The organism is Arthrobacter sp. MDT1-48-3 (genome assembly GCF_054511015.1).
Genome location: NZ_JBTNDL010000001.1, coordinates 429,715 through 449,851, shown reverse-complemented (window position 1 = coordinate 449,851; position 20,137 = coordinate 429,715). Strand labels below are relative to the sequence as shown.

At 71.0% G+C, this 20,137-nt stretch carries 18 protein-coding genes; 11 read left to right on the top strand and 7 right to left on the bottom strand.

Going from position 1 to position 20,137, the window contains the following annotated elements; genetic code table 11:
• The 4 genes from ACX80L_RS02235 to ACX80L_RS02220 form a co-directional block, all read right to left on the bottom strand.
• A complete protein-coding gene (locus ACX80L_RS02235) occupies nt 1–1,896 on the bottom strand; it encodes a dipeptide ABC transporter ATP-binding protein (RefSeq protein WP_459287403.1) in 1,896 nt (631 codons plus the stop codon).
• A 55-nt stretch (nt 1,897–1,951) separates the two neighbouring features.
• Nucleotides 1,952–2,437, bottom strand: coding sequence for a type II 3-dehydroquinate dehydratase (gene aroQ / locus ACX80L_RS02230; RefSeq protein WP_459287401.1), 486 nt, complete (start codon nt 2,435–2,437; stop codon nt 1,952–1,954).
• A gap of 7 nt (nt 2,438–2,444) precedes the next feature.
• A complete protein-coding gene (locus ACX80L_RS02225; RefSeq protein WP_459287399.1) occupies nt 2,445–3,770 on the bottom strand; it encodes an MFS transporter in 1,326 nt (441 codons plus the stop codon).
• Between the two features lie 119 nt (nt 3,771–3,889).
• Nucleotides 3,890–4,471 carry a TetR/AcrR family transcriptional regulator gene (locus tag ACX80L_RS02220; RefSeq protein ID WP_459267329.1) on the bottom strand — a complete coding sequence of 194 codons (582 nt, stop codon included), beginning with the start codon at nt 4,469–4,471 and terminating at the stop codon, nt 3,890–3,892.
• Between the two features lie 105 nt (nt 4,472–4,576).
• Between ACX80L_RS02220 and ACX80L_RS02215 the strand changes: the two genes are divergently transcribed.
• Nucleotides 4,577–4,999: an organic hydroperoxide resistance protein gene (locus ACX80L_RS02215; protein WP_133081184.1), complete on the top strand. Its 423-nt coding sequence runs from the start codon at nt 4,577–4,579 to the stop codon at nt 4,997–4,999.
• Nucleotides 5,000–5,066: 67 nt separating this feature from the next.
• Here the strand turns inward: ACX80L_RS02215 and acs are convergent, their stop codons facing one another.
• Nucleotides 5,067–7,025: an acetate--CoA ligase gene (gene acs, locus ACX80L_RS02210; protein WP_459287397.1), complete on the bottom strand. Its 1,959-nt coding sequence runs from the start codon at nt 7,023–7,025 to the stop codon at nt 5,067–5,069.
• A gap of 284 nt (nt 7,026–7,309) precedes the next feature.
• Here acs and ACX80L_RS02205 point away from each other — a divergent pair, with 284 nt between their 5' ends.
• From ACX80L_RS02205 to ACX80L_RS02195, 3 genes are all read left to right on the top strand, one after another.
• Nucleotides 7,310–8,650, top strand: coding sequence for a hypothetical protein (locus tag ACX80L_RS02205; RefSeq protein ID WP_459287395.1), 1,341 nt, complete (start codon nt 7,310–7,312; stop codon nt 8,648–8,650).
• A gap of 64 nt (nt 8,651–8,714) precedes the next feature.
• Entirely contained in the window at nt 8,715–9,518 is an 804-nt protein-coding gene (nth, locus tag ACX80L_RS02200; protein WP_459287393.1) for an endonuclease III, read from the top strand.
• A 10-nt stretch (nt 9,519–9,528) separates the two neighbouring features.
• Nucleotides 9,529–10,245, top strand: coding sequence for an NUDIX hydrolase (locus ACX80L_RS02195; protein ID WP_459287391.1), 717 nt, complete (start codon nt 9,529–9,531; stop codon nt 10,243–10,245).
• 64 nt (nt 10,246–10,309) lie between these two features.
• Here ACX80L_RS02195 and ACX80L_RS02190 read toward each other — a convergent pair whose 3' ends face one another.
• Nucleotides 10,310–12,004 carry a bifunctional 3'-5' exonuclease/DNA polymerase gene (locus tag ACX80L_RS02190; protein WP_459287389.1) on the bottom strand — a complete coding sequence of 565 codons (1,695 nt, stop codon included), beginning with the start codon at nt 12,002–12,004 and terminating at the stop codon, nt 10,310–10,312.
• A gap of 105 nt (nt 12,005–12,109) precedes the next feature.
• On the opposite strand from ACX80L_RS02190, the gene ssd reads away from it, so the two are divergent.
• The 7 genes from ssd (at nt 12,110) to ACX80L_RS02155 (ending at nt 17,646) form a co-directional block, all read left to right on the top strand.
• Nucleotides 12,110–13,183 (top strand): septum site-determining protein Ssd, encoded by a 1,074-nt coding sequence (gene ssd / locus ACX80L_RS02185; RefSeq protein ID WP_459287387.1) that lies wholly within the window; start codon nt 12,110–12,112, stop codon nt 13,181–13,183.
• Entirely contained in the window at nt 13,180–14,457 is a 1,278-nt protein-coding gene (locus ACX80L_RS02180; protein WP_459287385.1) for a TadA family conjugal transfer-associated ATPase, read from the top strand. The genes ssd and ACX80L_RS02180 overlap by 4 nt, the downstream gene beginning before the upstream one ends.
• Nucleotides 14,454–15,239 carry a type II secretion system F family protein gene (locus ACX80L_RS02175; RefSeq protein WP_459287383.1) on the top strand — a complete coding sequence of 262 codons (786 nt, stop codon included), beginning with the start codon at nt 14,454–14,456 and terminating at the stop codon, nt 15,237–15,239. The genes ACX80L_RS02180 and ACX80L_RS02175 overlap by 4 nt, the downstream gene beginning before the upstream one ends.
• Complete coding sequence (locus tag ACX80L_RS02170; protein ID WP_459287381.1) at nt 15,239–15,850, top strand: type II secretion system F family protein; 612 nt, start codon at nt 15,239–15,241, stop codon at nt 15,848–15,850. The genes ACX80L_RS02175 and ACX80L_RS02170 overlap by 1 nt, the downstream gene beginning before the upstream one ends.
• A gap of 377 nt (nt 15,851–16,227) precedes the next feature.
• The gene (locus ACX80L_RS02165) at nt 16,228–16,680 is read left to right on the top strand and encodes a DUF4244 domain-containing protein (RefSeq protein ID WP_459287379.1); all 453 of its coding nucleotides are present in this window, start codon (nt 16,228–16,230) and stop codon (nt 16,678–16,680) included.
• A 74-nt stretch (nt 16,681–16,754) separates the two neighbouring features.
• Nucleotides 16,755–17,267, top strand: a complete 513-nt coding sequence (locus ACX80L_RS02160; protein WP_459287377.1) for a TadE family type IV pilus minor pilin — start codon at nt 16,755–16,757, stop codon at nt 17,265–17,267.
• Nucleotides 17,260–17,646: an Rv3654c family TadE-like protein gene (locus ACX80L_RS02155; RefSeq protein WP_459287375.1), complete on the top strand. Its 387-nt coding sequence runs from the start codon at nt 17,260–17,262 to the stop codon at nt 17,644–17,646. Before ACX80L_RS02160 ends, ACX80L_RS02155 begins: the two co-directional genes overlap by 8 nt.
• 14 nt (nt 17,647–17,660) lie before the next feature.
• On the opposite strand, the gene ACX80L_RS02150 is transcribed toward ACX80L_RS02155, so the two are convergent.
• Complete coding sequence (locus ACX80L_RS02150; RefSeq protein WP_459287373.1) at nt 17,661–20,126, bottom strand: DEAD/DEAH box helicase; 2,466 nt, start codon at nt 20,124–20,126, stop codon at nt 17,661–17,663.
• Nucleotides 20,127–20,137: the final 11 nt, after the last annotated feature.

Below are 20,137 nucleotides of genomic sequence, written 5' to 3'. Positions count from 1 at the left end.
CTAGGAGGCCAGGTCCTCGTCGATGTTGAGCTCGTTGCCCGGGATGGAGGCAAGCAGCCTCCGGGTGTAGGGGTGGCGGGGGTTCTGGAAGACCTCTTCGGAGCTGGCGGCCTCCACGAGCTCGCCGTCCTTCATCACGCACACGTAGTCCGAGATGAGGCGGACGACGGCGAGGTCGTGGGAGATGAAGAGGTAGCTGAGGCCCAGTTCGGACTGCAGTTCGCCGAGGAGTTTCAGGATCTGTGCCTGCACCAGGACGTCGAGCGCGGAGACGGGCTCGTCGCAGACGATCAGCTCGGGCTGCAGGGCGAGGGCCCGTGCGATCGCCACACGCTGCCGCTGCCCGCCGGAGAGCTCCGCCGGGTAGCGCCGCAGGGCGTTCTGCGGGAGGGAGACCTGGTCCATCAGTTCGCGGACACGTGCCGCCCGCTCCTTCCGGGACCCGCGCTTGTACGCGTTGAGGGGTTCCTCGACGATGCGCTCGATCGTGAACATCGGGTTCAGCGAGGAGTAGGGGTCCTGGAAGATCGGCTGCACGCGCTGGCGGAAGTCGTTGAGCTGCGCCTTGTCGAGGGTGGCCACGTCCATGCCGTCGAACGTCATGGTCCCCGAGGTCGGCTCGATCAGCTTGAGGAGCATGCGCGCCGTCGTGGTCTTGCCCGAGCCCGATTCCCCGACGATCGCGACGGTCTGCCCGCGCGGGACATCGAGCGTGACGTTCTTCGCCGCGTAGAAGTCCTCCTTGCTGCCGCGGCGCTTGTAGATCTTCGTGAGGTCACGGATCTCGACGATGTTCGGGGGAGCTGCGGGGCCGGCGGGAGCCGCGTCGATCCCGGGTGCGGCCGGACGGTCCGAGGACGACGTCGCAGCATGCGCTCCGGCGGCAGCGCGGGGTGCGTCCTGGGCATGTCCATCACTCGTCGCGGAAAGGTGGTCGGAACCGTGGTCGGTGGGAACCCCGCCGTCGTGTCCTGCCTCGTGCTCCGCGAAGACGGCCTCGGCCAGCTTGAGCCGGCTCGCGGCGTCCGCCGTGAAGGCGCCGGGGCGCAGGCGGACGGCGGCGACGCTCGGGGCCGCCCGGACGAGGGACTGCGTGTAGGGGTGCTGCGGATCGTTGAGCAGCTGCTCGGCCGGTCCGGTCTCGACCACACGGCCGCGATGCATCACCACGAGCTGCGAGGCACGCTCGGCGGCCAGCCCGAGGTCGTGCGTGATGAGGAGGACCGACGTGCCGAGCTGTTCGGTCATCGTCTCGATCTGGTCGAGGATGGTGCGCTGCACGGTGACGTCCAGGGCCGACGTCGGCTCGTCGGCGATGAGCAGGCGGGGCTGGCAGGCGAGGCCGATCGCGATCAGGGCCCGCTGCCGCATGCCACCCGAGAACTCGTGCGGGTACTGCTTGGCGCGCTCGCCGGCGTCGGGCAGGCCGGCGGACGTCAGTACCTCGATGACGCGCTGCCTGACGTTCTTCTTGGTCGCCATGCCGTGGACGAGGAGTGTTTCGGCGACCTGCGTGCCGATCTTCGTCACCGGGTTCAGGTTGGACATCGGGTCCTGCGGTACGAGGCCGATCGCCCTGCCGCGGATGGAGCGCATCCTCGCTTCCGGCAGAGCCACCAGGTCCTGGCCCTCGAACAGGATGCTGCCGGAGGTGACCCGGCCGTTGCCGGGCAGGAGGCCGATGCAGGCCATCGCCGTCGTCGACTTGCCCGAGCCCGACTCTCCGACGATCGCGAGGGCGCTGCCGCGCTTGAGCGTGAAACTCGCGTCCTCGACCGCCTGGACCTCGCCGTGGGTGGTCCGGAAGCTCACCGCCAGGTTCCGCACCTCGAGCAGGGGTGCGTCGAGGTTCTCTGGCTGGTCGGCCGCGCTTCCGGCGGGAGTGATGTCCGTCATAGCACCATCGTGCCCTATGTCCGGGGCCGTCGCCGTCCACGCGACGGTGCCCGGGCTAACTTTTCGGGAACGATGCGGCGCCGTCGGTCGCAGCGGTGAGCCGGGTCGCGAGGTGGTCCACCGCCAGGCGGTAGCCGTCGACGCCCGCACCGACGATCACGGCATCCGCGACGCCCGAGAGGAAGGAATGGTGCCGGAACTCCTCGCGCCGGTGCACATTGCTGATGTGCACCTCGACGACCGGGAGGCCCACCCCGGCGAGGGCGTCCCGGATGGCGATCGACGTGTGCGTGTAGGCGCCGGCGTTGATGACGATCCCGTCCGCCGTCGTGCGTGCGGCGTGGATGGCGTCGATGATCTCGCCCTCGTGGTTGGACTGCATCGCCGTCGTGGTGCAGCCGCGCTCCCGTGCGGCATCCGACGCGAGGCGGACGACGTCGTCGAGCGTCGCCGTCCCGTACACGGCCGGCTCCCTGGTGCCGAGCAGGTTCAGGTTCGGGCCGTTGATCACGAGGATGCGGGGGGTGCGTGCCGGGGTCATGCCCTAACTATGCCGCACGCCCGGCACCGGCCGGAGGATCCGCGAGGCGGGAGCGCAACCGCACCGCGCCCACCGCGCCGGCCACCGTCACGAGGCTCATGGCGGCGAGGACGACGCCCGGGTGCCACCAGGCACCGCCCGTCGCGATGCCGAACTGCTGGGTGATCGACGGGGCGAAGCCTGCGACGATCGCGGCGATGCTGTAGGCGAAGGACAGGGCAGTGAACGCCGTCGCCGGCCGGAAGATGTCCGCCATCAGGCCGCCCAGGGCTGCCCAGCTGGCGGTCGGCAGGATCCCGCCGAGGATGATCGCGGCGATGTACAGGGGTTCCGTCGCGATGCTGATGGTCCAGTACAGCGGGAAGGCGATCAGCGCGGTCCCGAGCGCCCCGCCGGCGACCACCTTCGCGGAGCCGATGCGCATCGCCAGGTAGCCGAAGGCCGGGATGGTGACGAGCTGGAGGATCGACCCCACGAGGGCTGCGTTCAGGACCGTCGCCTGGGACAGCCCGAGGGTCTCGGTGCCGTAGGCCTGGGTGTAGGTGACCATGAGGAAGTAGGAGCCGATACCCAGGACCGCGGAGGCGATGGCGATCACGATCGCGGTGGGCTGGGACTTCAGGACCTCGAGGAAGGGGACGCGGGGGAGGGCATGCTGCCGGCTCGTCTCCCGGAAGACGGGCGTCTCGTCGATGGCGAGCCGGAGGTAGATCGCGACGGCGAGGAACGGGAAGGCGAGCAGGAACGGGATGCGCCAGCCCCAGGTCGTCATGACGTCCGGGGCGACGACGGCGAGGACGAGGAAGATGGCGGAGATCAGCATGGTGCCGACGGGGGACCCGAGCTGGGGGATCGAGGCGTAGAGCGCGCGCTTGCGGGGCTCGGCGTGCTCGGTGGCGATGAGGATCGAGCCGCCCCACTCCCCGCCGAGCGAGAGGCCCTGCAGCAGGCGCAGCACGGTCAGGATGATCGGTGCCCACACGCCGATGGTGCTGTAGTCGGGCAGCAGCCCGACGGTGCCGGTGGCCAGCCCCATCAGGGTGATGGTCCAGATCAGGGTGCGCTTGCGGCCGATCCGGTCACCGAGGTGCCCGAAGAGGATCGCGCCGAGGGGGCGTGCCACGAATCCCATCGCGAAGACCAGGAATGCCGAGAGGGTCCCGGCGAGCGGATCCTGCTCGGTGAAGAAGACGGTGTTGAAGACGAGCGCGGCGGCGGTGCCGAACACGTAGAAGTCGTAGGACTCGAGGGCTGTTCCGACGAAGGAGGCTCCGGCGACGCGGCGGGCCATGCGCGGATTCGATACGGGGGGCTGCTGCACGGTAGTGGACACGCTGAAATCATCCTCTCGCTCCGGCGTACGGGCCATCTTTTCGGACGAACGTCACATCCCGGGCAGGTCGTCCGTCCGCAGCGCGGCCGCTGCGGCGCTGCTCGGAGCCGCCGGGCTGCTCAGGTGGGCAGGGCCGAACCGGCACCGGCGGTGATGATGGCACGCCCCGTGGTGATGAGCGACTCCGTGATCGCCGTCGGGTCGCCCAGGTAGCCCTGCACCATGGCGCCGTCACGCAGCATGATGAGCTGGTCCGCGACGATCCCGGGCTGCTCCACCCCGAGCTCGGACAGCAGCTCCGTGACGACGGAGTGCAACCACGCCCGGTACCGCTCGACGGCGGCGCGGACCACGTTGTCGGCTGCCGGGTACTCGGCGGCCGCATTGATGAAGGTGCATCCGCGGAATCCCGGCCGGCAGGCTGCACTGCCGTTGGCGGCGGCCAGGGCGAGCAGGACGCTGCAGGCATCCGGGCCCGCAGCACGCTCCCTGTCGACGGCGGTCCGCAACTGCTCCAGCTGGTTCTCGAGGTAGGCCACCACGAGGTGCTCCTTGGACCCGAAATGCCGGTAGAAGGTGACCTTCGTGGTCCCGGCGTCGGCGATCACCTTGTCCGCACTGACCGAGCGGATGCTGTCGGCGTCGAACAGTCGTGTCGCGGACGCGAGGATGCGTTCCCGGACGGAGGGCTGGGCGTTCATGGATGCTCCCGTGAGAGGGTGGATTTGGGTCGGGTGGAGTTACTAGTTAGTCTACCTGAAGGAGCGGGGGCCAGTCCGGCCCCCACGACGGAAGGATCTCCCCACATGAGTGCTCTCTACACCGCAGTCGCCACCGCCACGGGCGACGGACGCAACGGCAAGGCACACACAGACGACGGGCAGCTCGTCGTCGACCTGGCGGTCCCGAAGGAGATGGGCGGCGCCGGTGGCGCCACGAACCCCGAGCAGCTCTTCGCCCTCGGCTACGCAGCCTGCTTCCACAGCGCACTGAAGCTCGTCGCCGGCCGCAGCAAGGCCAGGATCAGCGACACGGCGGTCACCGCCGAGGTGAGCATCGACGCGGTCGACGGCGGCGCGTTCCAGCTCGCCGTCGCCCTGCACGCCGAGATCGGCGGCGTGGACCAGGAGACGGCGGACGCACTCGTCGAGCAGGCCCACCAGGTGTGCCCCTACTCGAACGCCACGCGCGGCAACATCGAGGTCACGGTCGACGCCACGATCGGCTGATCCGTTCCAGCTGGACGCAGAGAGGCCCCCGCACGCGCGGGGGCCTCTCTGCGTCCCGGGTCGGGCGCTACTTCCGGAGCGAGACGGCGATCTGCTGCATGATCGTGGGGTCGGACAGCGTCGTGGCGTCGCCCACCTCGCGGCCTTCGGCGACGTCCTTGAGCAGGCGCCGCATGATCTTCCCGCTGCGGGTCTTCGGCAGTTCGGGCACCACCAGGATGTTCCGCGGCTTGGCGATCGGTCCGATCTCCTTGCCCACGTGGTTGCGCAGGGTGGTGACGATGTCGTCGTCGTCCTTCGCCGAGCCACGGAGGATGACGAAGGCGACCACGGCCTCGCCCGTCGTCTCGTCACTGGCACCGACGACGGCGGCCTCCGCGACGGACGGGTGGCTCACCAGCGCCGATTCGATCTCGGTGGTGGACAGGCGGTGGCCGGAGATGTTCATGACGTCGTCGACCCGGCCGAGGAGCCAGATGTCCCCGTCGCTGTCCTTCTTGGCGCCGTCCCCGGCGAAGTACATGTCGTCGAAGCGGGACCAGTAGGTGTCCTTGAACCTCTGCGGGTCGCCCCAGATGCCACGCAGCATGGCGGGCCACGGCTCGCGGATCACCAGGTAGCCGCCGGAACCGTCCGGCACCGACACCCCCATCTCGTCGACGACGTCGACGGCGATGCCCGGTACGGCGACCTGCGCGGAGCCCGGCTTGGTCGCGGTCACCCCGGGCATCGGCGCGATCATGTGCGCGCCGGTCTCCGTCTGCCACCACGTATCCACGATCGGCGCCTGTCCGCCGCCGATCACCTCCCGGTACCACATCCACGCCTCGGGGTTGATCGGCTCCCCGACGGAGCCGAGCACGCGGATCGACGAGAGGTCGTACTTCTGCGGGATGTCGCGGCCCCACTTCATGAACGTGCGGATGGCCGTCGGTGCCGTGTAGAGGATGGACACCCTGTACTTCTCGATCAGTTCCCACCAGCGGCCCTGGTGCGGGGTGTCCGGCGTCCCCTCGTACATCAGCTGGGTGGCGCCGTTCACGAGGGGCGCGTAGGTGACGTAGCTGTGACCGGTGACCCAGCCGATGTCCGCCGTGCACCAGAACACATCGGTCTCGGGCCGCAGGTCGAAGGTGTTCCGATGGGTGAACGCGGTCTGGGCGAGGTAACCGCCGGTCGTGTGCAGGATGCCCTTCGGCTTCCCCGTGGTCCCCGAGGTGTACAGGATGAACAGCGGGTGCTCCGAGTCGTGCGCGACGGCGACGTGTTCCTCCGGGGCGCCGTCGACGACGTCGTGCCACCAGGTGTCGCGTCCCTCGGTCCACTCGACCGGTTCGTTGTTGCGGCGGACCACGACCACGCTCGTGACCGTGTGGCCCTCCTTCTCGAGGGCCCCGTCGACCGCCGGCTTGAGGGGGCTCGGCTTGCCACGGCGGTAGGTGCCGTCGGAGGTGACCACGAGCTTGGCCTCGGCGTCGTCGATGCGGCTGCGGAGGGCGTCCGCCGAGAAACCACCGAAGACGACGGAGTGGACGGCGCCGATCCGCGCACAGGCGAGCATCGTGACGACCGCCTCGGGGATCATGGGCAGGTAGACGGCGACGCGGTCGCCCTTCGCCACGCCGAGCGACTCGAAGGCGTTCGCCGCCTTCTTCACCTCCCGGGTCAGTTCCGCGTACGTGATGGTGCGTGTATCACCGGGCTCGCCCTCGAAGTGGATGGCGACGCGGTCGCCGAGGCCGGCTTCGACATGGCGGTCGAGGGCGTTGTAGGCGGCGTTGACCGTGCCGCCCACGAACCACTTCGCGAAGGGCGCGTCCGACCAGTCGAGCGTCTCGGTGAAGTCTCGGTCCCAGGTGAGGAGCTCCCGCGCCTGGCGGGCCCAGAACTCCGTGCCCTGCTCGCGTGCCTCGTCGTAGAGGGACGGCTGGGCGACGGCGTTCGCGGCGAACGCGTCGCTGGGCGGGAAGCGCCGTTCCTCGTGCAGCAGGTTCTCGAAGGCATCGCCTTGTCGTTCGGCGGTCATGTTCTACCCCTTTGTGACGTGTTCAATGACGGACAGGACGCAGGGTGCCGCGACGGCTCGCCGCACCGCAACGTGCTCCAGTGGAACACTATCGAGTTCTCCCCGCCGGTGTGTGCCCGGCGTCACAGGACCTAGCCGAGATGCGGCGATTGTGCGGTGAGCGGCGGTCGGCTCGGCATCTCCTGCGGTGGAGAAGGCGCGGGCCGATGGCTAGGGTGGAAGGAGGTAAGTGATGCCGGCGGCCGATGCCAGCCGGTGACCAGCGCTAGAAACGGGAGTTTGAGATGACGGAAGCAACCGAGGGGCGACTCGCCTCCGGCCAGGAGGCGACGGCATCCCGAACCGACGCACGGGACACGGGCGCGCAGGCGGCAGGGAAAGCCTCCGGCACGGACGGTCCGTCCGGCACGACGGCGACCCGGCAGGCCGGCGCCATTGGGCCGAGCGAGGCCGTGCTCGGTCCGTTCACCCTGCGTGAGGCCGTCTTCGGCGGAGGCGTTGCGCTCGTGTTCATCGGGACGCTGCTGCCGTTCATCGACGGCATGGTGCGCTACGCGAACTTCTGGAACAGCGGCCCGCTCTTCTTCATCGGCATCGGCATCCTGCTGCCCGTGATCGCACTCGCCCTCCTGGCCGGACGACGCCTGGGAAGTGCGGGACTCCGTGTCGGATCCCTCTCCGTCGACCAGTTCGCCTCGGTCACCGCCGTCCTGGCCGCCACCTACTTCTTCCTCCAGACCGTGACCGACTTCCACCCCGGACCCCTGCTCGCGCTGATCGGGTCCCTCGCCATGCTGGCCGCGACCGTCACCGCTCCTTTCCTCCCGGTCTTCCGGAACGACTTCGCGGAGCGGCCGGAGGTGCCTGCGCCCGCTGCGGCCCGTCCGATCACCGCAGCCCGCCCCCGCCCGAAGCAGCCCAAGCAGCCCAAGCCCGAGGCCGGAGCGAAGACCCGGCAGGCCCCGACGACCTCCGGTCCCGGCACGGCGGGAGTCAATCCTGCCGCTGCCGCAGTGCTGCAGAACGGCGCGGGCCTGTACGGTGCGGGCGGGGCAGGCGCCGTCGGTGCCGGTGCCGCCGCATCGGGCCAGTCCGGGATGGAGCGGGGAGCGTCGCAGGGCACGCCGACGCACAACGACCCGGTCACCGGTACGACGACGGCCGAACCGTCGGGGTCCTCCGCCGTCGGCCGCGGTTCGGAGGCCACTCCGGAGGATGCGGGCACGCGGACCTCCGATTCCTCGGATCTGAACGCCTCCGAGGCCGTCCCGTCGCAGACCACGACGCCCGCCGCGGATGCGACGCGGGTCCACGACGTCGTCCGCGACGACCTCCCGGGGTCCTCTGCAGCGGAGACCGCGGAGGAACGGAGCCACCAGGAGCCCATCACCGCAACGCGCTTCGCGGAGGAGGAACCCGTCGTCGAGGCGTTCTGGTTCGCGGTCGGCTCGCCGCGTCCCGTCGTCGACGAACAGACCGGCCGTGAGGTCTTCACGCTCCAGCCGGGCGACTGGGAAGTCGGCATCGAGGATCGCGGGAGCGAGTTCCTGGTCCAGGACAAGCGCACGGGATCGGTCGGTATCCTGCGGGACCTGCGCAACATCGAACGCGCTCCCCGCGACTGACGCATTCCGCCCCTGCCGGTCGTGGCCGGTGGCTCGAGCAGCACCACCGAGAGGAGATCCGCGCGTGGCAGGCAGGAAAGCGAAGATCGAGGAGGAATCACCCGTCGCCCTCAAGCGCCGCGCCCGCCGGATCAACAGGATCCTCGGTGAGACCTACCCCTACGCGGTCGCGGAGCTCGACTTCCGGAACGCGTTCGAACTGCTGGTGGCGACCGTGCTGTCCGCGCAGACCACCGATGTGAGGGTCAACCTCACCACCCCCGCCCTCTTCGAGCGGTACCCCGACGCGCGGACCATGTCCGAGGCCGAGGAGCTCGAGCTGCAGGAGATCATCCGCCCCACCGGGTTCTACCGCGCGAAGGCCAACAGCCTCCTTGCGCTCTCCCGGCGGCTCGTCGACGAATTCGACGGCGAGGTGCCCGGCACGCTCGAGGACCTCGTGACCCTGCCCGGGGTGGGGCGCAAGACCGCGAACGTGGTCCTCGGCAATGCGTTCGGTGTGCCCGGCATCACCGTGGACACGCACTTCGGGCGGCTGTCGCGCAGGTTCCGCTGGACGACGTCGGAGGACCCCGTGAAGGTGGAACTCGACGTCGCCGCGCTGTTCGACCGCAAGGACTGGACGATGCTCTCCCACCACGTCGTCTTCCACGGCCGGCGGATCTGCCATGCCAAGAAGCCGGCGTGCGGGGTCTGCCCCGTCGCGGCCCTGTGCCCGTCCTACGGGGAGGGCGAGACGGACCCCATGAAGGCGGCCAAGCTGCTCAAGTACGAACTCGCGCCGGGCCGGGAGGAGCTGCTGGACCAGATGCGGGCCGGCCGGACCCGTGCAGAGCTCCGCGAGGCCGGGCACGGCCTGGGTGCCTAGGACCCGGCTCGTGCCGGGAGGGGATCCGGCGGATGCGGCGGTGACGGCGTACGACGAGCTGACTCGATGGGTCAGGGAGATGGACCGGCCCGGAGCCACGCTGCTGCAGCCGCACGGCTGGCAGTTCGCGACCTTCGATCCCACCAGGAGCCGTCGCGCTGCCGTGCTGATCCTCTTCGGAGCCCGGGACGGGGGCCGGTCCGGACGACCCGGCAGGGATCTCGGGCGCAACGAACTCGACGTCCTGTTCGTGATGCGGGCCAGTTCGCTCTCCAACCATCCGGGCCAGGTGGCGTTCCCCGGCGGCGCGATCGACGCCGGGGACGCGGACGAGGGCGCGGCAGCCCTGCGCGAGGCAGAGGAGGAGACGGGGGCTGACCCTCGGGGCATCGAGGTCCTGGGCACCCTGCCCGACGTGGGACTCCCCGTCAGCAATTTCATGGTCACGCCGGTGCTCGGCTGGTGGGCCGAGCAGTCGCCGATCCGTGTCGTGGACACCGCCGAGTCCGAACTGGTCTTCCGGTGTCCCGTGGAGACCCTCCTCGACCCGTCGCGCCGCCGGACGGCAGTCGTCCGGCGCGACGGATTCGTCAGCCGGACACCCGCGTTCCTGGCGCCCGAAGCGGTGATCTGGGGATTCACGGCGATGCTGCTGGATGCGGTGTTCGACGGTCTCGGCTGGACGGAGCCGTGGGACCGGTCGCAGGAGATCCCCGCACCCCTGTGAAGTGCCCTGGCCCGGACCGCGATCGCCGGGCGTCGCACGGAAGCGTGACCGGAGGCCGTGCGGACTACTTGGCGTCCGCGTAGGACGTCACGGTGACCGTGGTGATGGAGAATTCGATCGGGATGGCACCGAAGATCAGCCGCGTCGCCGCCCGCGCAGCGTCGCCGAGGAGGGCCTCCGCCTCGGCGGCCTGCTCCACCGGGACATGCAGGACCACCTCGTCGTGCAGGAAGAAGGCGATGCGGCCCCGCGGCTGCGGGATGCTGCTCGCGGTCAACCGCCGCCGGATCTCCGCCAGCCAGCACAGGGCCCACTCCGCGGCCGAGGCCTGCACCACGAAATTGCGCGTGAAGCGGCCCCGGGCCCGCGCCGCCGCGTCCGCGCGGCGCTGCTCCTCCGCCGTCGTCGTCCGTTGCCTCGCGCGCCATTCCTCCGAGGCGGGCGGGCAGCCACGGCCGAGGTAGCTCGAGACACCCTCCCCGGCTTCCCCCGCCCTCGCCGCCGCCTCGACGACGCCGATGGCGCGCGGGTAGGCGCGGGTCAACTGCGGCATGAGCCGCCCGGACTCACCGCTCGTCGCACCGTACATCGCGCCGAGCATCGCGAGCTTCGCCTTCGCACGATCACCGCCGAATCCCTGTTCGGCGATGCCCTGGTAGAGGTCCCTGCCGCGCGCCGCTGCGGCCAGCGCCGAGTCCTGTCCGAGCGCCGCCAGCACCCGGGGCTCCAGCTGCGCCGCGTCGGCGACCAGGAAGACATGACCCTCGTCGGGCCGGACGGCGTCGCGCACCTGCCGAGGGATCTGAAGCGCACCGCCGCCCCGGGACGCCCACCGGCCGGAGACGACGCCGCCCACGACGTACTCCGGCCTGAAGCGTCCTGCGTGGACCCAGGTGTCGAGCCAGTTCCAGCCGTTCGCCGTCAGGAGCCGCGACAGTTTCTTGTAGGCCAGGAGCGGTTCGATGGCGGGGTGCTGCTGCTGCTCGAGTTCCCACGAGCGCGTGGTCCTCACCTCGATCCCGGCGCGGTGCAGGGCCCGCAGGACCTCCTGCGGGGAGTCCGGATTGAGCGCAGGGCTACCCAGCTCGGCACGCAGCACCCCGGCGAGCCGCTCGAGTTCGTTCGGCCGCGCACCCTCCGCGGGCCGTGGCCCCAACGTCCGTTCGAGCAGCTCCTCATGCACGTCCCTGCGCCACGGGAGTCCCCAGTGTTCCATCTCGGCGGCGATGAGCGAGCCCGCGGACTCGGCGGCGACCAGCAGGGTGAGGCGTGCCGGCTCCATGGCATCGGAGACGGCGGCGAGCTGGTCACGGAACGTCCCGAGGACCTCCTCCGGGGACGGACCGGAGGGCTCCCGCGGCTCGTCGAACAGCGAGCGCTGGTTCGGCGGCGGAGGGGGTGGCATCAGGAGCCGGGGAGGCTCCGTGCCGTCGTCCTTCGGGGCCGCCGATCTCAGCGAATCGATGTAGGGGGAGGGCCGGCAGGACGCCGAGTAGGCCAGGATGTCCCGGGTCAGTGCGAGGTCCCAGCATCGGTCCACGGCGACGCCCGCGGTCAGGAGGGCGGGATACCAGTCCCGTGTGCTGCTCCACACCCAGCGCGGGCGCTCGACCTCCAGGCGGGCGACGGCGTCGCCGAGCCCGTCGCGGTCGAGCACGTCCGGCTCACCGACGGACCCGCCCTCCGCATCGAGGCGCTGCAACGCCACGGCGGCGTCGCCACCGCGACCCGACGGCAGGGACGCCACGGCTATGTACATGAGCATATTGTCGGCGGTTGCGCTGTCATTCCTTCAATCCTGGTCCTTGTCCACATAGGGGTGACCCCTGCGGTGACGCCCACCCGGTGCAGCGAGGCTTGCCGCATGACTCGGCAGACGCGGACGCGGACGGAACGGCGGCAGCCCGTGGTCCTCGCCGGAGGGACGCAGTTCGTCCTGGATCAGGTGGCGCGCGCATGTGCTGCCGCCGGGATCGCGGGCCTGTTCGTCCCCACCCTCGCCGAAGCACTCACGCACGACCCGCTGGTGCTGCTCGTCGCGGTGGACCAGGCCGCGGCGGGAGTGCACGGGCAGCGCGAGGTCATCGTCGTGGGGACCGCCGACGACGAGCAACGGGCCTGGGGAAGCGCTGCGGCCCTCGCCTCGTCGCGCGTCGTGATCCTGCCGCAGGGTGCGGGCTGGCTCGCCGAACACCTCGGACGGCGGGTCAACCCTGCCGCCACCGGCGCGGTGGTCGGCTTCGTCGGTACCGCCGGCGGCTGCGGCGTGAGTACCTTCGCCTTCTGGTGTGCCCGACGCACCGCGGACCAGGGTAGGTCCGTGCTGCTGGTGGACGCGCATCCCCTCGGCGGCGGCCTCGATCGTGCCCTCGGCATCGAGGAGCACCCCGGCGTGCGGTGGCACGACCTCGAGGAGATCCGCGGGACGCTCGGTGCCGAGCAACTCGCCGCCGCCTTGCCCTCCGTCGGCGGCCTCTCCGTGCTGTCGCACGGCACGCGACCCGGCCCGCCCGGCGTCGGGCGAGGGGACGCGACGGGGCCGGCGGGAGCTGTCATGGAAGCCGCGCGCGGCGCGTTCGACACCAGCTTCATCGACCTCGGCAGCACCGGGACAGGTGACCGGGCCCTCGCGTCTGCATGCGACCGCCTGGTCCTCCTCGTGCCATCGAGGCCTCGCGGCGTCGCCGCAGCGGCCGCCGTCCTCCAGGAGTGCGGGTCCGTCCCGGTGACCATGGTGCTACGTGGGCCGGTCCTCGACGGCCTCGATGCCTGGGCGGTCGCCGAACTGGCGGGACGCCCGGGTCCGCTCCCGTACCTCCCCTTCGTCCGGGGGGCCGCCACTGCTGAGGCGAGCGGCAGGATGTTCGACTTCGCCCTGCCCAGGAAGGCACGCAGGATCGTCGAGTCCGTCGCTGCCGAGGGGGACGCGGCCGCATGAAGGAGCCCGACCCCCAGAGGCAGCCGACCCGGCGCGAGCTACGCGCCGGTCCCGGGGCCGGCACCCTCCACCGGGGTGCACCACCCCGGCCGGTCGCCGACGGGGCACGCGACAGGGACCCGGGTGCCGCGTCGATGGTGGAGTCGGTGCGGCGGGCCGTTCTCGCCGGGGACGTGCAGGCGACCGGGGCGGCCCTCGCCGACGCCGTGGGGTCGAGCGGCAGGCTTCTCGGATCGGAAGGTACCCTATCGGCCCTCGACCGGGTTCGTGCGGAACTCAAGGGACTCGGACCGCTCGAGCACCTCCTCACCCAGGAATCCACGACCGACATCCTCGTCAACGGGCCCTCGGACGTGTGGGTGGACGGCGCGGCGGGACTGCAGCGGGTGGGTTCCGTCTTCGCCGGCGATTCGGAGGTACGAGCGCTCGCCGTGCGCCTCGTCGCCGCGGGTGGGCGGCGCCTGGACGACGGCAATCCTGCCGTCGACGTGCGGCTGGACGGGCTCCGGATCCATGCGGTGCTCCCGCCCATCTCGACGACGGGAACGCTGCTGTCCATCAGGATCAGGAGACCGCTGCAGTTCTCGCTCCCGGAACTCGTCGACCGCGGGACCGTGGCGCCCATGATGGCGGAGGCACTGACCCTGATGATGCGCCGCCGCCTCAACTTCCTCATCAGCGGTGCGACGGGGACGGGAAAGACCACCCTCCTCTCGACGCTCCTCGGGCTGGCCGGGCCGCGGGAGCGTGTGGTGCTGGTCGAGGACGCCGCAGAGCTCGACCCTGCACACCCGCACACCGTCGGGCTCCAGTCCCGTCACGGCAACCTGGAGGGTGCCGGCGTCCTGGACCTCACCGAGCTCGTGCGGCAGGCCCTGCGCATGCGACCGGACCGGCTGGTCGTGGGGGAGTGCCGGGGCGCCGAGGTCCGGGAGTTGCTGGCCGCGATGAACACGGGGCACGACGGTGGTGGGGGAACGGTCCACGCCAATTCCGCCGACGCCGTCCCGGCCCGTTTGGCGGCGCTCGCAGCGCTCGCCGGCCTGTCGCCCGAAGCCCTCGCCCTGCAGGCAGCGAGCGCACTCGACGTGGTGGTGCACGTCGTGCGCGACGTGCGTGGCCGCCGGGTGGAGAGCATCGGGCTCCTGGAACTCGGCCCGGGTAGCGGCCTCCTGGTGCGGCCGGTCCTCGTCGACACCGGCGGGCAATGCCGACGAGCCTCGGGATGGGACGACTTCGCCCTGCGGGTGGGACGGAGCGGGGACGGGCCATGACCGGAGTCGTCGTGGCAATCCTCCTGGCGCTGGCCGGCACCGTCCTCGTGCTGCCGACCACGGGCCGGAGCGGCAGACGGGCGCCGGGTACCACGACACGTCCCGCTCGGACCGGCAGCACGCCCGTGGAAGCAGGGGTCTCCCGGCCCGACCGGCTCTGGAGGTCCCGGCGTCCGGCAGTCGACCTCCACGAGCTCCCGTTGTTCGTGCACCAACTGGCCGGGCTCCTCAGGGCAGGGCGGCCTCCACACGTCCTCTGGGCGGATATCGAGGCCGTCTACGCCGACGGGAGCAGTACCTTCGCGGCCGCCGTGCGCCCGATGATCGCCACAGCACGGCGTGCCGCGGACCTCGGCCTCGGTGTTCCCGACGCCCTCCGCCAAGGGGCTGCACATCGCAGCAATGGTGCCGGGGTGTCATCGTCCGCCGCGCACATCGACCGGCTGTGGATCGACCTCGCGGGGTGCTTCGAGGTGGCGGGGCGCAGCGGTGCGCCCTTGGCCGGGATCCTCGAGCACTACGCCGCACAACTGGACGCGCACCTCGATGGGCTGTCCGCCAGGGATACGGCGCTGGCGGGTCCGCGGGCGACGGTGGTGCTCCTCTCCTGGTTGCCGGCCGTCGGCCTGGTCCTCGGTTTCGCACTGGGCACCAACCCGCTGGAGGTCCTCACCGCGTCACCGCCGGGGCGCCTCGCGCTGGTCGCCGGCGCCGTCCTGATGATCGCATCGCGGATGTGGTCCCGGTGGCTGGTGCAGCGGGCGGGTGGGGGATCACCGTGATGCCCGGTCTCCTGGTGTTCGCCCTGCTGGCGGCGGCGTCCTCCGTGATGACGGTGTCGTCGGGGCGGCTCCGTCCGGCCCGCACGGAGCGACGGGGCGTGGAACAGGACGGCGGGATCCGCGACGGTCCGTTGCTCCTCGACCTGCTGGCAGCGCTGTTGTCCGCCGGAGCATCGGTGGAGCATGCGCTGTCGCTGGTCGCCGAATCCTGCGAGCCCGGTATCCGCTCGCACCTGGTCCGCGTGCACACGGCACGGCTCCTCGGTGCGTCGTGGGAGGCGGCCTGGGAAGCCGGGGCGGGGAGCCGGGCGGACACGCCGCCCCCGGGTTTCCTGCGCCATGCCGGCCGGAGGCGGTCCGTCCGCGATCAGGACCGCACCGTGGAGGACGTCCGGCTCGGTCTGCGCTTCGCCACATCGACGGGCGCGCCCTCGGCGGCGCTCCTCCACGCCCATGCGGCGCAGCTGCGGCGACGGTACAACCGTGAGATCGACAGGAAGGCAGCAGCCCTGGGCGTGCAGCTCGTCCTGCCCCTCGGCCTGTGCTCCCTGCCGGCCTTCATCTGCCTCGGCGTCGTGCCTGTCGTCCTGGGGCTCCTGCCTTCCCTCTGACGTGAGTGCCGGCGCTCCGCGGAGCGTGTGCGAGTGCGTCCCGCTGCAGGATCCGACCGTGAGTCCCGCTGCGCCGGTCAGTTCACTCGTCCCGTGCATTCCGCTGAGTCGGTCGGGCCGTTCGACCCGTTCATCCCGCTGAGTCGGTCGGGCCGCACGTTCCCGTGCATTCCGCTGCGCCGGTCGGACCGTTTGTTCCGCGGTTCCGGGGAGATGCGCTCCGGGGCAGGATGACCGCGGCACCTCGGGCACAGGGGTTATCCACTTAGCCCGTCCTGTCGTCGAGTGAGTACCGGCTGGTGACGAGAGTTGGTCCTGCGGCGATCGTCGCGGAGAGCACGCGGGACCTGTGTCCCTCGTCGAGGAAAGGACAGTCCATGTCAGAGGAGACCCAGCTCGAGGCAGTGCAAGGGTCGGCGTTCCGAAGCGCCGTCGTCGCTCCGGACGGTGCAGCAGGCTGCGGCAGCCCGGTGCGTCCTGCGCCGTCCGGGCTCTCGCAGGCGGCACCATCGGCGCCGCTTCACCCGGTGGGCGACGCCGAGCGGGAGAAGCCGGAGGGCGGCAGGCACGGGGCCGTCGCACCGGCTCCGATGCCGGTCGACCGGATGAGCCGTCGGGCGGAGGCTCGACGCCGGCGGTCGAACGAGCGGATCAGCCGCCGTCGGAAGGACCCGGCGACAGGTCAGGAAGCCGGGATGGCGACCGCCGAATACGCCATTGCGACGCTCGCGGCCGTCGCTTTCGCGGCACTCCTCGTCGCCGTCCTGTCGAGCGGCGAGATCAAGGGACTGCTCATGTCCCTGATCACGTCGGCCCTGAACTTCGGCTGATGGTGACCGGCCGGGGCGGGCCGGGGCGCGACCCCGCAGGACCACCGGACGAGTGTCATCGTGGATGTCACCTGATGAGCGGTACCGACGAGCCAGGCGACCCGCGCACACCGCGAAACCCGCATGAGCCGCACGAGCCGCATGGCCTGCAGCACCAGCGCGCACCGGACCCCTCGGATGGGGCTCCTGGAAGGCCGAGTGCTCGTCGGAAGGGTCTGCGCCACGAGAACGCCAGGACCTCCGACGGCGGTCAGCGCGGCTCGGTCACGGCGGAGGTCGCCGTCGTGCTTCCCGCCCTGGTCGTCCTCCTCGCGCTGCTGCTCGGGACCGCCCATGTCGGCACCGTCCAGCTACGGCTGGAGGAGGCCGCACGTGCCGGAGCACGCGAGGCGATGCGGGGCGAAAGCAGCGGAACAGTCCAGCAGACGGTGCAGCGTCTCGCCGGGCCCACCGCGAGGGTGCGGGTGGCGACAGACTCGGGATGGACCACCGTCGAGGTGACGGCACAGGTCGAGGGACCCGTCGTGAACCTGATGGGGATCGAACTCACGGCCACTGCTTCGGGGAAGGAGGAACACGGTGGATAGGAGTGGGGCGGCCGCCGGCGCAGGGCGGAGCCGCGATGCCGAGAGTGGGGCCGGGACGCTGCTGATGGCGGGCCTCGCCCTGGTGGCAGTCCTCCTGATCGCAGCAGCAGTCCTGGTGCTCCAGGCGGCATCCGCTGCATCGAAAGCGGCGACCGCGGCAGACCTAGCGGCACTCGCGGCCGCGGACATCGCGCGAGGACTCGCCACCGGAGACCCCTGCGCGGCCGCCTCGAGCGTCGCTGGACACCACGGGGCCAGGGTGCAGGACTGCATGATCGGCGGGGCGGGCCCCGGAACCGCGCTGGTCCGGGTCTCGGTCGGCGTCGCCGGCCCGCTTCCCGACGCCCTCGGCGCAGCCCGGGCCGGGCCGCCTCCGTGAGCGTCACCCGGGGACTACCCGGCGTCCGTCCGCTGATCCTCCAGATCGGACGCCGCAGACGCGGACCTCGGGGAGGTCGACGCTGAGATCGATGCGCCGCTGGTGGCCGGAGCCGCATTGTGGCCGGGGTCCGATACGCGGGCCGGACCGGCACCGGGAGCGGCACCGGCCTGGTTCAGGATGAGCGAGAGGACCGCTACGGCACCACCCTTGCTGAGCGGATTGTTCCGGTTGCCGCACTTCGGCGACTGGACGCAGGAGGGGCACCCCGACTCACACTCGCAGGCCTCGATCGCGTCACGGGTCGCGGACAACCAGGTGCGCGCGGCCTCGTAGCCCCGCTCGGCGAAGCCGGCGCCGCCGGGGTGGCCGTCGTACACGAAGATGGTGGGCATCCCGGTATCGGCGTGCAGCGCGGTGGACACTCCGCCGATGTCCCAGCGGTCGCTGGACGCGACGAGCGGCAGCAGGCCGATCGCCGCATGCTCCGCTGCATGGAGCGCCCCGGGGAGCTCCTCCGCGAGGATGCCCTCCGCCTCCAGCAACTCCGGACTGATCTCGAACCACACGCTCTTCGTGAAGAGATCCCGTGCCTCGAGTTCGAGCGGTTCCTCACCGAGGATCTCGTTGGAGGAGAAGGCCTTGCGCTGGAAGGACACCACCTGGGTCGTCACCTTCACGTCGCCGAAGTTGGCGAGGACCCCACCCCAGAGCCGGCTGACGTCCCGGCCGATCACCTCGATCTGAGTGACGTCCCGTGCCTGCGTGTAGTAGTCGGGATGGGCCCGTGCGACGACGGCGCAGTGGTCCTGCTCGTTGAGTTCCTGCACCACGTAGGTCCGCCCCTGATGGACGTACACCGCCCCGGGGTGCGCCTGGTAGTGGCTCTGCGGCGAATCCATGGTTCCGAGGAGTGCGCCCGATTCCGCCTCGACGATGTTGATCGGCCCACCTCCGTCGGCGCGCAGGTTCACCATCGAGGCGGCACTCTGGGGATGGGTCCAGAACCATCCGGCGGGACGGCGCCGCAGGAAGCCCTGGTCGCACAGGGTGCCGAGCAGTTCCTCCGACGTCGCGCCGAACAGGACGAGGTCGGCGTCTGTCAGCGGGAGCTCCGCGGCTGCGGCGCACAGGTGCGGCCCCAGCACATACGGATTGGAGGGATCGAAGACGGTGGCTTCGACGGCGAGGTCGAAGACGGCCTCGGGGTGGTGCACCAGGTACGTGTCCAGGGGGTCGTCGCTGGCCACGAATGCGGCGATGGCGTCCTGCCCGGAGCGGCCGGCACGGCCGATCTGCTGCATCAGCGAGGCCCGGGTGCCGGGCCAGCCGGCCACGAGCACGGCGTCGAGACCGGAGATGTCGATGCCGAGCTCCAGCGCCGAGGTGCTCGCGACACCGAGCAGCTCACCGCTGCGCAGGGCTGCCTCGAGGGCCCTGCGCTCCTCGGGCAAGTATCCGGAGCGGTAGGCGGCGATGCGGTGGGGGAGGCTCGGATGGACGTCCTCGAGCATCCGCCGGGAGGTCTGCGCGATACTCTCCGCGCCCCGCCGCGATTTGATGAAGGCGATGGTCCGCACATGGGAGGACACGAGGTTGGCGAGCAGGTCGGAGGTCTCGGCGATCACCGTCCGTCGCGTCGCCGCGCCGTTCTCACCCTTCATTCCCGTGAGCTCCGGCTCCCAGAAGGCGACGGTGGTGGAGCCGTGCGGAGAGCTGTCCCGGTCCACGGCCCGGGCCGGAGCGCCGATCAGCCGGGCGAAGGAGGCGGCGGGCTCGGCCGACGTGGCGGACGCCCCGATGAACACCGGATCCGCCCCGTAGCTCGCGCAGACGCGCCGTAGGCGTCGCAGGAGGTTCGCGACATGCGAGCCGAAGACGCCACGGTAGCTGTGCGCCTCGTCGATGATGACGTACTTGAGGCGGCGGAAGAACCGGGCCCACCACGTGTGGTTGGGCAGGATCCCGTAGTGGAGCATGTCCGGGTTCGCCAGCACCATGTTCGCGTGGTCGCGGATCCACCGCCGCGCACCCGACTCGGTGTCGCCGTCGTACGTCTCCGCCCGGACCGTGGGGAGTCCCAGCGCGTTGATGGCGGCGAGCTGGTCAGCGGCCAGGGCCTTCGTCGGAGCGAGGTAGAGGGCCACCGAGCCGGTGGGGGCGAGCGTCGCGCGGTCCAGCAGTTCGCTGCGGTGGATCTCGTCGAGGACGGGCAGCTGATAGCAGAGCGACTTCCCGGACGCGGTGCCCGTTGCAATGATCGTGTGCTCCCCGTCGTGGGCCGAGGTGGCGCCCTCCACCTGGTGACGCCACGGTTCGCTCACGCCGCGGGCGGCGAAGGCATCGACGACGTCGGGGTGCACCCATTCGGGCCACGGTTCGTGCTCGGCCTCGCGCGCGGGGATCTCGCGGACATGCAGCAGCTGCTCAGGGTCGGGCCCCCCTCCGAGGAGGGGAAGGAGGGGATTCTGCGCAGCCACCCTGCAATTCT

What these genes read in the sequence shown, in the direction of transcription:
- ACX80L_RS02180 (WP_459287385.1), top strand. Translation starts at nt 13,180, where the DNA reads ATGAAGGAGCCCGACCCCCAGAGGCAGCCGACCCGGCGCGAGCTACGC.
- ACX80L_RS02175 (WP_459287383.1), top strand. Translation starts at nt 14,454, where the DNA reads ATGACCGGAGTCGTCGTGGCAATCCTCCTGGCGCTGGCCGGCACCGTC.
- ssd (WP_459287387.1), top strand. Translation starts at nt 12,110, where the DNA reads ATGACTCGGCAGACGCGGACGCGGACGGAACGGCGGCAGCCCGTGGTC.
- ACX80L_RS02215 (WP_133081184.1), top strand. Translation starts at nt 4,577, where the DNA reads ATGAGTGCTCTCTACACCGCAGTCGCCACCGCCACGGGCGACGGACGC.
- ACX80L_RS02165 (WP_459287379.1), top strand. Translation starts at nt 16,228, where the DNA reads ATGTCAGAGGAGACCCAGCTCGAGGCAGTGCAAGGGTCGGCGTTCCGA.
- ACX80L_RS02190 (WP_459287389.1), bottom strand. Translation starts at nt 12,004, where the DNA reads ATGTACATAGCCGTGGCGTCCCTGCCGTCGGGTCGCGGTGGCGACGCC.
- acs (WP_459287397.1), bottom strand. Translation starts at nt 7,025, where the DNA reads ATGACCGCCGAACGACAAGGCGATGCCTTCGAGAACCTGCTGCACGAG.
- ACX80L_RS02235 (WP_459287403.1), bottom strand. Translation starts at nt 1,896, where the DNA reads ATGACGGACATCACTCCCGCCGGAAGCGCGGCCGACCAGCCAGAGAAC.
- ACX80L_RS02170 (WP_459287381.1), top strand. Translation starts at nt 15,239, where the DNA reads ATGCCCGGTCTCCTGGTGTTCGCCCTGCTGGCGGCGGCGTCCTCCGTG.
- ACX80L_RS02205 (WP_459287395.1), top strand. Translation starts at nt 7,310, where the DNA reads ATGACGGAAGCAACCGAGGGGCGACTCGCCTCCGGCCAGGAGGCGACG.
- ACX80L_RS02220 (WP_459267329.1), bottom strand. Translation starts at nt 4,471, where the DNA reads ATGAACGCCCAGCCCTCCGTCCGGGAACGCATCCTCGCGTCCGCGACA.
- aroQ (WP_459287401.1), bottom strand. Translation starts at nt 2,437, where the DNA reads ATGACCCCGGCACGCACCCCCCGCATCCTCGTGATCAACGGCCCGAAC.
- ACX80L_RS02160 (WP_459287377.1), top strand. Translation starts at nt 16,755, where the DNA reads ATGAGCGGTACCGACGAGCCAGGCGACCCGCGCACACCGCGAAACCCG.